This window comes from Nocardioides sp. NPDC023903 (assembly GCF_040639295.1).
In the GTDB taxonomy this organism is placed as follows: domain Bacteria; phylum Actinomycetota; class Actinomycetes; order Propionibacteriales; family Nocardioidaceae; genus Nocardioides.
This window is the reverse complement of the sequence record NZ_JBEZZS010000003.1, coordinates 258,379-271,868: the sequence shown is the minus strand read 5'-3', so window position 1 is coordinate 271,868 and position 13,490 is coordinate 258,379. Positions and strand designations below refer to the sequence as shown.

At 70.0% G+C, this 13,490-nt stretch carries 16 protein-coding genes; 8 read left to right on the top strand and 8 right to left on the bottom strand.

What is annotated here, in order from left to right; all coding sequences use genetic code 11:
- Window positions 1-36 precede the first annotated feature (36 nt).
- Both AB0F44_RS06320 and AB0F44_RS06315 read left to right on the top strand, forming a co-directional pair.
- Window positions 37-495: a thioredoxin domain-containing protein gene (locus AB0F44_RS06320; protein ID WP_357353705.1), complete on the top strand. Its 459-nt coding sequence runs from the start codon at window positions 37-39 to the stop codon at window positions 493-495.
- Window positions 492-1,208, top strand: a complete 717-nt coding sequence (locus AB0F44_RS06315) for a sulfite exporter TauE/SafE family protein (RefSeq protein WP_357353703.1) — start codon at window positions 492-494, stop codon at window positions 1,206-1,208. The genes AB0F44_RS06320 and AB0F44_RS06315 overlap by 4 nt, the downstream gene beginning before the upstream one ends.
- Here the strand turns inward: AB0F44_RS06315 and AB0F44_RS06310 are convergent.
- From AB0F44_RS06310 to AB0F44_RS06285, 6 genes are all read right to left on the bottom strand, one after another.
- Window positions 1,202-1,957: a 2-phosphosulfolactate phosphatase gene (locus AB0F44_RS06310; protein ID WP_357353701.1), complete on the bottom strand. Its 756-nt coding sequence runs from the start codon at window positions 1,955-1,957 to the stop codon at window positions 1,202-1,204. The two genes, AB0F44_RS06315 and AB0F44_RS06310, sit on opposite strands and share 7 nt — an antisense overlap.
- Window positions 1,958-1,975: 18 nt before the next feature.
- A complete protein-coding gene (rdgB, locus tag AB0F44_RS06305) occupies window positions 1,976-2,590 on the bottom strand; it encodes an RdgB/HAM1 family non-canonical purine NTP pyrophosphatase (protein ID WP_357353699.1) in 615 nt (204 codons plus the stop codon).
- Window positions 2,580-3,287 carry a ribonuclease PH gene (gene rph / locus AB0F44_RS06300; RefSeq protein ID WP_008358602.1) on the bottom strand — a complete coding sequence of 236 codons (708 nt, stop codon included), beginning with the start codon at window positions 3,285-3,287 and terminating at the stop codon, window positions 2,580-2,582. Before rph ends, rdgB begins: the two co-directional genes overlap by 11 nt.
- 9 nt (window positions 3,288-3,296) lie before the next feature.
- A complete protein-coding gene (locus AB0F44_RS06295; RefSeq protein WP_357353696.1) occupies window positions 3,297-4,073 on the bottom strand; it encodes an SGNH/GDSL hydrolase family protein in 777 nt (258 codons plus the stop codon).
- A gap of 73 nt (window positions 4,074-4,146) precedes the next feature.
- Entirely contained in the window at window positions 4,147-4,983 is an 837-nt protein-coding gene (locus AB0F44_RS06290; protein ID WP_350664080.1) for a hypothetical protein, read from the bottom strand.
- Entirely contained in the window at window positions 4,980-5,909 is a 930-nt protein-coding gene (locus tag AB0F44_RS06285) for an ATP-binding cassette domain-containing protein (protein ID WP_357353694.1), read from the bottom strand. Before AB0F44_RS06285 ends, AB0F44_RS06290 begins: the two co-directional genes overlap by 4 nt.
- 133 nt (window positions 5,910-6,042) lie before the next feature.
- On the opposite strand from AB0F44_RS06285, the gene AB0F44_RS06280 reads away from it, so the two are divergent.
- Together AB0F44_RS06280 and AB0F44_RS06275 are read left to right on the top strand one after the other, a co-directional pair.
- Window positions 6,043-7,203 (top strand): histidine kinase, encoded by a 1,161-nt coding sequence (locus tag AB0F44_RS06280; protein ID WP_357353692.1) that lies wholly within the window; start codon window positions 6,043-6,045, stop codon window positions 7,201-7,203.
- Entirely contained in the window at window positions 7,200-7,886 is a 687-nt protein-coding gene (locus AB0F44_RS06275) for a response regulator transcription factor (RefSeq protein ID WP_357353690.1), read from the top strand. The genes AB0F44_RS06280 and AB0F44_RS06275 overlap by 4 nt, the downstream gene beginning before the upstream one ends.
- A 117-nt stretch (window positions 7,887-8,003) precedes the next feature.
- Here AB0F44_RS06275 and AB0F44_RS06270 read toward each other — a convergent pair whose 3' ends face one another.
- Together AB0F44_RS06270 and murI are read right to left on the bottom strand one after the other, a co-directional pair.
- Window positions 8,004-8,774, bottom strand: coding sequence for an MBL fold metallo-hydrolase (locus AB0F44_RS06270; RefSeq protein ID WP_357353688.1), 771 nt, complete (start codon window positions 8,772-8,774; stop codon window positions 8,004-8,006).
- Window positions 8,771-9,628, bottom strand: coding sequence for a glutamate racemase (gene murI / locus AB0F44_RS06265; protein ID WP_357353686.1), 858 nt, complete (start codon window positions 9,626-9,628; stop codon window positions 8,771-8,773). Before murI ends, AB0F44_RS06270 begins: the two co-directional genes overlap by 4 nt.
- Before the next feature lie 118 nt (window positions 9,629-9,746).
- On the opposite strand from murI, the gene AB0F44_RS06260 reads away from it, so the two are divergent.
- The 4 genes from AB0F44_RS06260 to AB0F44_RS06245 all read left to right on the top strand — a co-directional run bounded on the left by AB0F44_RS06260 (window position 9,747) and on the right by AB0F44_RS06245 (window position 13,481).
- Complete coding sequence (locus tag AB0F44_RS06260; RefSeq protein WP_357353684.1) at window positions 9,747-10,745, top strand: alkaline phosphatase family protein; 999 nt, start codon at window positions 9,747-9,749, stop codon at window positions 10,743-10,745.
- A gap of 42 nt (window positions 10,746-10,787) precedes the next feature.
- Complete coding sequence (locus AB0F44_RS06255; RefSeq protein WP_357353682.1) at window positions 10,788-11,807, top strand: alkaline phosphatase family protein; 1,020 nt, start codon at window positions 10,788-10,790, stop codon at window positions 11,805-11,807.
- Window positions 11,808-11,882: 75 nt separating this feature from the next.
- Window positions 11,883-13,106, top strand: coding sequence for an FAD-dependent monooxygenase (locus AB0F44_RS06250; protein WP_357353680.1), 1,224 nt, complete (start codon window positions 11,883-11,885; stop codon window positions 13,104-13,106).
- Between the two features lie 30 nt (window positions 13,107-13,136).
- Window positions 13,137-13,481 carry a hypothetical protein gene (locus tag AB0F44_RS06245; protein WP_357353678.1) on the top strand — a complete coding sequence of 115 codons (345 nt, stop codon included), beginning with the start codon at window positions 13,137-13,139 and terminating at the stop codon, window positions 13,479-13,481.
- Window positions 13,482-13,490 lie beyond the last annotated feature (9 nt).

Below are 13,490 nucleotides of genomic sequence, written 5' to 3'. Positions count from 1 at the left end.
TCCGAACCCAGTCACATGAAATCTCGCCTCGTGGCTGTGATCGCTCTTCTCCTCCTCTCCGCCGGCTGCGGTGCCAACGCCGACCAGGCCGGCGAGCCGACGACCCCGGCCGCCTCCGCGACGCCACCGACCGCCGAGCCCACCCCGGGCGAGGCGCCCGCCGACGACCCCGCCTGCGAGGCACCGGGCCGCTACACCGACTACTCCGCCGCAGCCGTCGCCGACGAGTGCTACACCGACACGATCCTCTTCTTCCACGCGCCGTGGTGCCCGGAGTGCCGCGGGTTCGAGGAGGCGATCAAGAGCGGCGAGGTGCCTGACGGGGCGCAGATCCTGAAGGTCGACTACGACTCCGCGACCGACCTGCGCAAGCAGCACGAGGTGACGATCCAGTCGACCTTCGTACGCGTCGACCCCGCCGGCGAGCGGGTCAAGCTCTGGTCGGGCTACGGCAAGGACAAGTCGGTCGACGCCATCCTCGAGAACACCAAGTGACCCTGCTGCTCGCGTCGTTCCTCGCCGGGGCGCTCTCGGTGCTCGCCCCGTGCGTGGTGGCGTTCGTGCCGGCCATATTCTCCCGTGGGACCGGCGAGCGCCGACCCTGGGTGGCGGTGGCCGCGCTCGGCGTCTCCGTCATCGTGTTCAGCGTCGTGCTCAAGTCGACGACGCTGCTGATCGACGTCCCGCCAGGGTTCTGGAGCGTCGTCTCCGGGGTGATCGTGGCGCTCTTCGGTGTCGTGATGATCTGGCCACGGCTGTGGGACGCGGTCGCCTTCCGGCTCGGGCTCGGCTCGCGTGCCCAGGAGCGTCTGTCGCGCGCGAGCACCCGTGGCGGGGTCGGCGGCGACATTCTCCTGGGCGCGAGCATGGGGCCGGTCTTCAGCGCCTGCAGCCCGACGTACGCCTTGATCGTGGCCGCCATCCTTCCGGCCGAGCCGCTGCGCGGGTTCGGCTACCTGCTCGCCTACGTCGCCGGCCTGACGCTCCTGCTGGCCGCGGTCATGGTCGGTGGACGGGCTCTGATCGGCCGGCTCAGGTGGGCGATCGACTCCGAGGGCGCCTTCCACAAGGTGCTCGGCGTCGTCCTCGTGCTCATCGGCGTCGCGATCGCGACCGGGCTGGACAAGGCCCTGCTCACCCTGCTCGTGGAGCAGGGGCTCTTCGACTGGCAGATCGGCCTGGAGGGCCGGCTCAGCACTGATCAGTGAGCGCCCGGGGCCGCCGAGAACGACCGCCCGCGTAGGAGCGGCACCACCGACGAGTCGTCCAGCTCGGAGGCCACGGCCACGTCGGCGGCGTACCCCTTCGCGGTCAGTTCCCGGCCGCCGGCGCAGGCATGGAGCGCGTCCGGGAGGTCTGCGGCCCGAAACGCGTCGCGCGCCATCGCGGCCTCGGGCGAGAGGTCGTCCGGGTCGAGAGCATCCAGGACCGCCCCGGCACCCCAGAGGTCTTCGACGGCGGGGCGGAGCGTGCCGTCCGGCCACCGCTCCCCCGACGCGATGAAGGCCACGCTCGCGCCGTCGGCGCAGCGAGGAGCGAGCCACTCGGCGACCGCGGTGCGGTTGCGGAGCGAGGCACCGACGACCGTGGCACCGCCGTCGGTGAGCAGGCTGCTGATCGTCGAACCGTTGGGCGAGGGCAGCACGAGCCGCCGGACACCCTCGGCCTGACGCAGCGACGCGGGAGAGAGCGAGGGCCGCCCCGGCACCGCGTCCTGACGCTGGACCGCGAGAACGGCGTCGTGCTCACGTGCATACGCCTCCGCCCGGTCGTCCCGCCACAGGAACGGGAACACCTCGATCCCGCGCTCGACGGCGACCGTCAGCGTCGTGGTGAACGAGAGCACGTCCACCACGACGGCGATGTCCGCCGGTCCGATCGCCGCGGCGCCCACCGGTCCCCACTCGAGACGGAACCGGTAGGCGTGCTGACGGTGCTGCGCGTCGAAGCTGGTCACGCGCCGAGGCTCCAGGCCCTAGCCGAGAGCGGAGGCGATCTGCGGAGAGATCTCGCGCAGGGCGCGGCCACGGTGGGAGATGGCGTCCTTCTCCTCGATCGACAGCTCCGCAGACGTACGTCCGTCCTCGGTGTCGACCGCGACGAACAGGACGTCGTAGCCGAAGCCGCCGTCCCCGCGGACCTCGCGGATGATCCGGCCGTCCATACGGCCCTCGACGACGATCTCGCCACCGTCCCAGACGAAGGCGATCGCGCAGGCGAAGTGGGCGCCGCGGCGCTCGTCGGGGACGTCGGAGAGCTGAGCCAGGAGCAGCTGGTTGTTGCGCTCGTCGGACTTGGGCGGGCCGCCCCAGCGCGCCGAGAGCACTCCGGGCATCCCGTTGAGCGCGTCGACGCAGAGACCCGAGTCGTCCGCGACGGTCGGCAGCCCGGTGGCGGCGTAACCGGCCCGCGCCTTGATCAGCGCGTTGCCCTCGAACGTCGGCGCGTCCTCGACCGGCTCGTCGTAGTGGGTGACGTCATCGAGGCCGACGACCGAGACCCCGGGCACCAGCGGCGCGAGGATCCGGAACATCTCCTCCAGCTTCTTGGCGTTGCGTGAGGCGACGTGGATCTTGGGCTCAGCCGGCAAGTGCAGCCTCCTGCAGCTTGGTCAGGTCGGCGCAGCCCTTCTCGCCCAGCGCCAGCAGGGCGTCGAGCTCGGCGCGGTCGAAGGCGACTCCCTCGGCGGTGCCCTGCACCTCGACGAACTTGCCCTCGCCGGTCATCACGATGTTCATGTCGGTCTCGGCGCGGACGTCCTCCTCGTAGGGGAGGTCGAGGCGCGGTACGCCGTCGATGATCCCGACCGAAATCGCCGCGACGGAGCCGGTGAGCGCCTTCGAGACACCCAGAGAGGCGACCGCGTCGGCGAGCGCGACGTAGGCGCCGGTGATGGCGGCCGTGCGCGTCCCACCGTCGGCCTGCAGCACGTCGCAGTCGATGTTGATGGTGTTCTCGCCGAGCGCCTTGTAGTCGATGACGGCGCGTAGCGAGCGCCCGACCAGCCGGGAGATCTCGTGGGTACGTCCGCCGATCTTGCCCTTCACCGACTCACGCGAGGAACGCTCGTGGGTCGAGGCCGGCAGCATGGCGTACTCCGCCGTCACCCAGCCCAGCCCGGAGCCCTTGCGCCAGCGCGGCACGCCCTCGGAGGCCGAGGCGGCGCACAGGACGCGGGTCTTGCCGAACTCGATGAGGACGGACCCGGCCGCGTGGTCGAGCCAGTTGCGGGTGATCTTGATGGGGCGCAGCTCGTCGTCGGCGCGCCCGTCAGCTCGTGTGGTCACGAGACCACCCTATGCAACGCTCTCCTTCTCCGGTCGAGCCGGTCGAACCCACGCCCGGCGCACGACCCACGGACCCAGATCCCGCGCCCGCCGCCCCATCCACGGCACTCCCTCACCGGCCATCCAGGCCAGGTCCTGCCGCCACGTGGTCGGCAGTCCGCCGGCCGGCTCCAGGCTCGGCGGCTCGAAGGTGAAGCCGTACGTCACCAGCTGCTCGCCGAACGTACGGGCCATCCGCCGGTGGCCGAGCTCGGAGGGGTGCAGCCGATCGGCGGCCCAGAACCTCCGCTCGTGCAGGTCGGGAACCGCACCCAGGTCCAGCCGCAGGCCGCCGTAGGTGGCATGGACCTCGTCCCAGATGGCGTTGAGATCGGCCGTACGCCGCTGGATCGACCGCTTCATCCAGCCCGGCATCGGCCACATCACCGAGTGGTCGTGGAAGCGCGCCGTCATCAGCAGCGCGCCCTGGCCCGCGAGCGCGTCGGCGCAGGTCATCAGGTCGTTCCGGAGGCGCTCGGTGTCCCAGCCGGACCGCATCACGTCGTTGACCCCGACGATCAGCGAGGCCACGTCGGGCCGGTGCGCCACCGCATCGGCGAGCTGCTGCTCGACCACCACGGTCGAGGTCGCGCCGATGACCGCGGTGTTGCAGAAGGAGATGTCGTACGTCTGTCCCAGAGCCTCGGCGAGAAGCCGGGCCCATCCTCGCCAACCCTCACGGACAGGGTCGCCGAGGCCAACGGTGGCGCTGTCGCCCAGCGCCGCGTAACGCAGGTAGGTGCCCACGTCTGACAACGGTGACGGGGGCGGGTGCCGAAGCACCCACCCCCGCGTGTCGTGTCGCGAACAGTCCGGTGAACTACTTCAGCTCGGACTTGAGAACCCGCATCGTGCCGAGCACCAGCGGCAGCCCGACCCACAGGGTGATCGAGGTGGCCAGCCGGGCGAACCCGAGCGCTCCGTCCTCGACGGCCATTCCGGCTGCCCTCATCTCGTTCTCCGCGATGTAAGGCATCATCGCCACCTGCATGGAGATCCAGGGGAAGAGGTTCTGGGCCCAGTCGAAGATGAAGTAGAGAGCGCTGAAGACGGACGCCTCCAGGATCAGCGTGTAGCCGTAATAGATGACCAGCGCGGCCGGGGTGTTGAGCAGCAGCATCGCGAACCCGAAACCCATGAGCAGGTAGAGGATCTGCGTCGCCAGGGTCCACGCGAGCGCCTCACCACTCACGTTCCAGTTCGCCTCGGAACCGGCGATCGCCGCTCCCGCCACGGTCCCGATCGCACCGATGCCGACCGCGATGGCCATGGTCAGGATGCCGAGGACGAAGACCGCGACGAGCTTGGCGAAGACGACCTTGAGCCGGCTGGGCTCGAGGGTGAAGGTGACCATGTGAGTGCGCTGGCCCCACTCCTGAGTCACGATCATGATCGCCAGCACCGGCACCAGGAGCGACACGGGGAAGGAGAGGGCGCTCATCCAGGTCGATGCGGGCAGCGCTGCCATGTCGGACAGTGCCGTGACGAGCAGGATGATTCCCGCCACCAGGGCGATCAGCCCACCGGTGATCATCAGCATGACCCGGCCGGCACGCGTGTCGGTCATCTTGCGCCACTCGACCAGCACCAGGCGGCCGAACGGCACCTTGGTGGCCGTCGGCAACGGGGTCGACGGCGCTACGGATACGGCGCTCATGCGGAGACTCCTTCGGCGTGGATCTGGGTGGTGCTCTCGCGCTGGGTCTCGGCGGTGAGCTGCAGGAAGATGTCCTCGAGCCCGGCGCCGCCGTCACGCAGGTCGGTGAGCACGACGTTGGCCTCCAGGGCGGCCTTGCCGACCTCTGCCGGCGCGGCGGAGACGCGCATGCCGGTGCCAACCGGCTCGACGCTGTAGCCCTTGGCCTTGAGCGCGACGGTGAGTGCCTCGTTGTCCAGGGAGGTGACCAGCGCCTGGCCGGCGGTGCCCTGGCCGGCGAGGATGGTGTCCTTGGTGCCCTCGGCCACGATCCGGCCGTTGCCGATGAGGATCAACTCGTCGGCGATCTGCTCGACCTCGTGCAGCAGGTGCGAGGAGAGCAGGACGGTGCCGCCGCGGTCGGCGTACTCCTTCAGCAGGCCACGCATCCAGCGGATACCCGCCGGGTCCAGGCCGTTGGCCGGCTCGTCCAGGATCAGCACCTTGGGGTCACCGATCAGCGCGTGCGCGATACCGAGGCGCTGCTTCATGCCCAGCGAGTAGTTCTTGATCCGGCGCTTCGCCTCCGACGGCGTCAGCGAGACCAGCTCGAGCATCTCGTCGACGCGCGACTTGGGCAGGCCCATCGTCATCGCGGCGAGCGTGAGCACCTCGCGGCCGGTGCGGCCGTCGTGCTGGGCGCTGGCGTCGAGCAGCACGCCGACGTGGCGGCCCGGGTTGGGGAGGTCGGCATAGAGGCTGCCGTTGATCGTTGCCCGACCCCCGGTGGGGTTGGTCAGTCCGACCATGATGCGCATGGAGGTCGACTTGCCCGCGCCGTTCGGGCCGAGGAAGCCGGTGACTTTGCCGGCCTCGGCGGTGAACGACACGTCGTCGACCGCGGTGAAGGTCCCATAGACCCTCGTCAGTCCTTCGACTTTGATCATGACGTACATCCTGCCGTGCGTCCGGCGCAGACTGCATCGGACATACGGATGACCCCCGACCCGACGAAAGTATGGGGCTGGGCACGACCGCGGGATCCTGTGTCCCCGACCCCGGTTGACTAGCGTGTACGCCGTGCAGCAACCGTCACCCGAGGCCTATCAGCCACGCCTGAGCCTGTGGGGGCACGTGTGGCGGTATCTCCTCGCGCTCGGGATCAGCGGCATCGGCCTGATCTCCAGCACCGACGGATGGCCTGAGTGGCGCTTTCTGCTCGATCTCAGTCTCGGCGTCGTCTCCTTGGTCCTGGTCTTCTGGCGCCGCCGCTGGCCGGTGGCGATCACCACCTTCGTCACGATCGCCGGCGCGGTCTCGATCCTCTCCGCCGGGGCATCCACCCTCGCGCTGGTCTCGCTGGCGACCAGGCGCCGCTGGCGCGAGATCATCCCGATCTCTCTGCTCAGCTGCGCCGCAGGCATGTTCTGGTTCGCGGTGATGGAGACCACCACCACCGAGGAGATCCCAGGAATCCCGTTGTGGGGCTTCAACCTCGGCGTCAACGTGGTGATCGTCGCCGCGATGGTCGCCTGGGGTATGTACATCGGCTCCCGCCGTGAGCTCATCGCCACGCTCCGGCTCCGCGCCGAGACCGCCGAGGCCGAGCAGGCGCTGCGGGTCTCCCAGGCCCGCGAGACCGAGCGCCGGCGGATCGCCCGCGAGATGCACGACGTGCTCGCCCACCGCATCTCCCACATCTCCATGCAGGCCGGCGCGCTCGCCTACCGCGAGGACCTCTCCGCCGAACAGGTGCGGGCCGAGGTCGGCACCATCCGCGACGGTGCCCACCGCGCGCTCGACGACCTCCGGACCGTCCTCGGCGTGCTGCGCGGCAACGGCGAGGATCTCGAGACCGCGCCCCAGCCGACGTACGCCGACCTCGGCCGCCTCATCGAGGAAGCCCACGCGGGCGGCATGAACATCACCTTCCAGGACGACGTCGAGGGGTCGCCGCCTGAGGCGGTCGGACGGTCGATCTACCGGATCGTGCAGGAGGGCATCACCAACGCCCGCAAACATGCGCCCGGGGCGGCCCTGAAGGTGTCCCTGCAGGGCTCGGAGGAGCACGGGATCGAGGTGCTGCTGCGCAACCGGCTCGGCTTCGACTCCAACACGCCCGGCGCCGGGCTGGGCCTGGTCGGGCTCACCGAGCGCGTCGACCTCGCAGGAGGACGCCTCGCGCACCGTACGGAAAAGGATGTCTTCATTCTCGAAGCATGGCTACCGTGGGGCCAGTGAGCAGCCCAGGGACCAGTTCAGAGAGTCCGGTCAAGATCAAGGTGGGGATCGTCGACGACGACCCGCTCGTGCGCTCGGCTCTCGGGCTGATGCTCGGCGGTCAGGCCGACATCGAGGTCGTCGGCGAGGCGACCGACGGCCAGGAGGCGCTCGCTCTGGTGCGTACGTCTGCCCCTGACGTCGTGCTGATGGACATCCGGATGCCCCGGATCAACGGGCTCGAAGCGACCCGCCGGGTGCTCACCGAGTCTCGGTCGCCGAGGGTCATCGTGCTGACCACCTTCGGTGCCGACGAGTACGTCGTCGACGCCCTCGCCGCCGGCGCCGACGGGTTCCTGCTCAAGGACACGCCCCCACCTGAGATCGTCGCGGCGATCCGCGCGGTCGCCTCGGGTGAGCCGATCCTCTCCCCCAAGGCCACCCGCACCCTGATCACCCGGCTCCGCGCCGAGCCGACCGGCGAGCGCGCCGCTGCCGCCAGCCGCCGGCTCGAGGCGCTCACCGAGCGCGAGCACGAGGTCGCCCTCGCCGTCGGGCGCGGGCTGAGCAACGCCGAGATCGCCAAGGAGCTCTACCTCTCGATCCCGACCGTCAAGGCGCACGTCTCGCGCCTCTTCGACAAGCTCGGCGCCACCAACCGGGTCCAGATCGCGATCACCGTGCACGACGCCGGCCTGGTCTGAGCGCTCGTCTCACTGGCCACATGCGTCACACCGCTCGGGGTTTTCCTGCACTTCTCTGGTGTTGCAACGCCTGAGAAGTGCAGGGATACCCGGTTAACCGGGTATCCCTACCCGGCATCAAACCTCGTACACAGCCCCCGTCGCCGCCAGCTCGGTCGGCCCGTCGTACGCCGAGCGCGCCTCACGGAGGGCGTCGGCGGGGTCGTGCCAGGGCGGAACGTGGGTGACGACCAGCTTCTTCACATGAGCCTTGGTGGCGTACTCGCCCGCGTGGACGCCGGTGATGTGCACCCCGGGCGGGTTGTCGACGCCGTCGCGGAAGGCGGCCTCGCAGACGAACAGGTCGGCGTCGGTGGCGATGTCGAGCAGTGCCTCGGTCTCGGCGGTGTCGCCGCTGTAGGCGATGACCTTGCCGTGCGCCTCGATCCGGAGTCCGTACGCATCGACGGGATGCTCCACCGCAGTCGGGGTGATCACAAACGGACCGAGGTGGATCGGCCCGGTGTAGGTCGAGAACGCGAACTCCTCGCGCATCCCGGGGCGCTTGGGCAGGTCGTAGGCCTTCGCCAGGCGCCGGCCGGTGCCCTTGGGGCCGTAGACCGGGATCGGAGGCTGCGGGCCGGTCGGGTGCCACTTGCGGAGCACGTAGTAGGAGGTCATGTCGACGCAGTGGTCGGCGTGCAGGTGCGAGAGCAGGACCGCGTCGATCAGCAGCGGGTCGATGTAGCGCTGCAGGACCCCGAGCGCGCCGTTGCCCATGTCGAGCACGATCCGCCACGTACGTCCGGCCTCGTCGTCGGCCTCGACGAGGTAGCAGGAGGCGGGGCTGTCGGGCCCGGGATAGGAGCCCGAGCATCCGATGACGGTCAGCCGCATCCCGGAGGTCATCCCATCCCCCCGGCGAACTGCTGGGCGGCCGCGAGCTCCGGGCCGAGGAACCGGGCGCCGATCGCCTTGAACTCGGCCGGGTTGCCGGTGGTCAGGAACGTGTAGGTCGGCTCGCCGCGCTCGCGCATCAGGTCGTGCTCGGCGAGGACGCGGTAGACGTCCTTCGCCGACTCCTCGGCGCTACTGACCAGCGTCACGTTGTCGCCCATCACATAAGAGATCACACCAGTCAGGAGCGGATAGTGGGTGCACCCCAGGATCAGCGTGTCGACCCCGGCGCTGGTCAGCGGGTCCAGATATTCGTGCGCGGCGGCCAGGAGCTCGTCGCCGCCGGTGATACCGGCCTCGACGAACGGGACGAACTCGGGGCACGCCCGGGTGTGCAGCGAGACGTGGGGTGCCGCGGCGAAGGCGTCGTCGTATGCCATCGACTCAGCCGTCGCGTGGGTGCAGATGACCCCGATACGACCGGTGCGGGACGCCGCGACGGCGCGGCGGGTCGCCGGCAGGATGACCTCGACGACGGGCAGCGGCTTGTAGCGCTCCCGGGCATCGCGCAGCATCGCGGCCGAGGCCGAGTTGCACGCGATGACCAGCGCCTTCACGCCCTGCGCGACGAGATGGTCGAGGCACTCCAGGGCGTACTCGCGCACCTCGGCGATCGGCTTGGGCCCGTAGGGCGCGCGAGCGGTGTCGCCGACGTACAGGATCGACTCGTGAGCGAGCTGGTCGATCACCGACCGCGCCACGGTGAGACCGCCGAAGCCCGAGTCGAAGATCCCGATCGGGGCGTCGCGGTCGGGCTGGGCTGAACCCAGGGGCGAGGGCGAACCCAGGGACGAGACGGACTGCACGATCGTCAAGGCTAGGCCCAAACAGCGCATCTTCGCAGTGCTGGGGGTCACTCGAGACATACCCGAGATCCATCTCACGTTCATGAGCAGGGCGGATCGGTGTTGTTAACGTCCGGTTATGACGATTTCTCGGCGCTCGCTGGTGCTGATGGTCCTGATCACCCTGTTGGGCGTCACCTTCGCGGTCGTCGAGCTGCCCGGGCGGTCGGCGCAGGCAGCAACCACGACGCGAGTGCTGGCGATCTCCGTCGACGGTCTCAGCGTGACCGCGATCGAGAAGCTCGGCCCGGGCAACCTGCCCAACCTCTACCGACTGATGCGTGGCGGCGCCTCGACCCGCGAGGCGCGCAGCCAGTACGAGCAGAACGTCACCCTGCCCAACCACACCTCGATGGTCACCGGCCGCCGGATCACCCGGTCCGCGCACGGCCACGGGGTCACCTGGAACGACGACCGGTCGTGGATGACGGTGCAGGAAGCCGCCGGCCACCCGGTCTCCTCTGTCTTCAGCCAGGTCAAGCGCGCCAACCGCAGCAGCGCCCTGTTCGCCTCCAAGTCGAAGTTCGGCCTCTTCGACCGCTCCTGGCCCTCGATCGACCGGTTCGTGGTCGACAGCGACGCCGACCTGGTCAGCCGGGCGGCGGGAGACCTGGCGACCAACAAGCGTGCCTTCACCTTCGTCCACCTCGGCTCCCCCGACCACTACGGCCACCGCGACGGTGGGATGAGCGCGGCCTACCGCGCCTCGGTGATCCGCACCGACGCTCGCATCGGCAGGCTGCTGAAGGCGATCGACTCCTCGACGACGCTCAAGCGGTCGACGTACGTCATCCTCACCGCCGACCACGGGTTCAAGGCCGACGCCAGGGACCACGGTGCCCACCTCTACTCCAACTACCGGATCCCGTTCGTCGTGTGGGGTCCCGGGGTCGCCCGCGGCGCCTCGCTCTACCGGCTCAACCCCGACTACCGCGCGCCGGGGACGACCCGGCCGACGTACGCGGGCAGGCAGCCGATCCGCAACGGCGACCTCGGCAACCTGGCTCTGGACCTGCTCGGCCTGGGCCCGATCCCCGGCAGCACGCTGAACTCAACTCAGTCACTAGACATTCGCTGAGCGTTCGCCCGGGGTGCCATCGGGTTCACTTAGGGTGTGCCGGTGCGTCGCCTCTTCCCTCTCGTCTCCCTCGGCATCTTCGTCGTCGTGGTGCTCGTCGTCGCGTTCACCGCGCTGCCCGACCGGGACGGCGGCGGCGGTGAACGCGCGGAGCGCGAGCCCACCCAGGTGGACCGCAAGGTGCTCGCGATCTCGATCGACGGGCTCAACCCGGATGCGCTGGCGAAGCTGGGACCGGCGAAGACGCCCAACATCCACCGGCTGATCGACGAGGGCGCGTCGACGCTCAACGCCCGCACGGCCTACGAGAAGAACATCACCCTGCCCAACCACACCAGCATGGTCACCGGCGACCCGATCAACGCCGACGACGGCGGCCACGGGGTCACCTGGAACGTGGGCGACCCGTCGAAGTCGATCTCCAAGGACGAGGAGTCGGTGTTCACCGTCGCCCACGAGGCCGGGCTCAGCACCGGGGTCTTCGTGACGAAGCAGAAGTTCGAGCTGTGGCAGCGGGCATGGGAGGACGACATCGACCTCTACGTGCCGATCGACGACCACGACGAGCTGGTCCCGGAGGCCGCCGAGGACCTCGCCGACGAGCAGCGGGACCTCACCTTCGTACATCTGTCCCTTCCCGACGCCGCCGGGCACGCCTCGGGCGGGATGTCGCCGGAGTATCTGGAGGCCGTCGAGGAGTCCGACGCCCAGGTCGGTGAGCTTCTCGACGTCATCGACGCCGATCCCGGGCTGACCAAGGAGCTCGACGTCATCCTCACCGCCGACCACGGCTTCAAGCCGGGCATCACCAACCACTCCGAGAAGGTCTACGAGAACTACCGGATCCCGTTCATCGTGTGGGGACCTGACGCCGGCGCCGGCACGGACCTCTACGAGCTCAACGCCGACGACTACCGCGACCCCGGCAAGGACCGCCCCGACTACGAAGGCCCCCAGCCCGTACGCAACGCCGACCTCGGCAACCTGGCCCTGGACCTGCTCGGCCTCGGCCCCATCGGGACCAGCGACATCGGCGAGAAGCAGACGCTCGACGTCAAATGACGTTTGCCGTAACCGTCCACGAGCACACACGTCCCTGAGGTACGTTTCGAACGTAACCTCCCCAAGGAGCGTGCGATGTCAGTCACCCGGATGGCTCGGGCAGCTTTACGTAGGGATCGTCGTGCCCGGCGGGTCACGATCATCGGCGCCGGCATCGGCGGCCTGACTCTCGCCATCGAGCTGCGCCGCCGGGGCATCGAGGTCGAGGTGTACGAGGCCGCGACCGATCCGCGACCGACCGGCGACGCCGTGCTGCTCCCGGCCAACGCGACCAGGCTCCTGGAGCGAATGGGGCTCGAGCCCGAACTCGGTGAGGTGGCGACGACCGTCGACGGCTGGGTCTGGCGCGACGGCCACACCGGCGCCGCGATCGGCCGGGTGCTCTCCGCCGCGGAGTATGCGGACCGCGCCGGGGCGCCCTGCTATGGCATCGGTCACGCCGACCTGCACGCGCTCCTGAGCCAGGCGTTCGGCACCGACGGGCTCCGCCTCGGCCACCGCCTGGTCGACATCACCGATGACGGGGACGGGCCGGCTCTGCTGGAGTTCGCCGACGGCGAGTCGGTCGAGGCCGACCTGGTCATCGGCGCCGATGGCGCCGGATCGATGCTGCGCGAGCACGTCGTCGGCTACGACGACGCCCAGTTCTCCGGCTGCATCGCCTGGCGTGGGATCGTCCCGCGCTCGCAACTCACCCTGCTCCCCGATCCCGGCCGGGTGCAGGTGTGGACGGGGACCGACGGTCACCTGATGCATCATCCGGTCGGCAACGGCGACCACGCGTTCCTGCTGGTCAAGCGGCAGCTCGGCCCCTGGGCACCGGACTCGTGGTCCTGGCCGGCCGACCCGGACGAGCACGTGCATGCGTACGCCGGCTGGCATCCGGCCGTGGTCCAGATGATCTCCGCGGCACCGTGCTCGGAGCACTGGGGACTCTTCCACCGTCCGCCCCTGGCCACCTGGTCGCGCGGCCGCGTCACGCTGCTCGGCGACGCCGCTCACCTGATGGTTCCCCACCATGGCCAGGGTGCCGCTCAGGCGATCGAGGACGCGATCGTCCTAGCCGACTGCCTCGCCGGCGACGACTGGGACCGCGCCCGCACGACTTACGAGGTACGCCGCCGCGACCGCACCCGCCGGATCCAGATCGCCTCGGTGGCCGCCGCCGACGTCCTCCACCTCCCCGACGGTCCCCGCGCCCAGGCCCGCAACAAGCGGCTCGGGTCAGGCGATGCGTACGACCGCCATCTCGCCTGGATCCACGACCACGACGTGGCCGCCCCCGGCCACCGCCCGTAACTCCGGGGCCCGCTGCCGCGTTGCCCAGGAGTGAGAGCCTTCCTCGGACGCAAGGGGATCCTGGCGCTCGGCATCTGGGCGATGTACGCATCGGCCGTCGCCGTAGCGCTGGTGCAGCTCGGCGCCGAGCCCGAGGCAGGCAGCGTCTGGTCGGGGCGTCCGATGGCCCCCGGAAGCCCCGCCGCCCTCATCGAGAAGCACGACTGCTGGAGCGCCGAGGCCCCACGCGACATGACCGGCAGGCTCCCCGGCCACGCCATCGTCGCCACCGGCCCCGCCCCGCGCTACGTCGACGCCCACCTCACCGGCAAGGCCCTCGACCAGGTCTTCTCCGGCGAGGACCACGGCCTCGTCGTCTACGCCTTCTGCCGCTGACGCCGGCCA

What these genes read in the sequence shown, in the direction of transcription:
- AB0F44_RS06285 (WP_357353694.1), bottom strand. Translation starts at nt 5,909, where the DNA reads ATGATCAAAGTCGAAGGACTGACGAGGGTCTATGGGACCTTCACCGCG.
- AB0F44_RS06270 (WP_357353688.1), bottom strand. Translation starts at nt 8,774, where the DNA reads ATGACCTCCGGGATGCGGCTGACCGTCATCGGATGCTCGGGCTCCTAT.
- AB0F44_RS06260 (WP_357353684.1), top strand. Translation starts at nt 9,747, where the DNA reads ATGACGATTTCTCGGCGCTCGCTGGTGCTGATGGTCCTGATCACCCTG.
- AB0F44_RS06290 (WP_350664080.1), bottom strand. Translation starts at nt 4,983, where the DNA reads ATGAGCGCCGTATCCGTAGCGCCGTCGACCCCGTTGCCGACGGCCACC.
- AB0F44_RS06250 (WP_357353680.1), top strand. Translation starts at nt 11,883, where the DNA reads ATGTCAGTCACCCGGATGGCTCGGGCAGCTTTACGTAGGGATCGTCGT.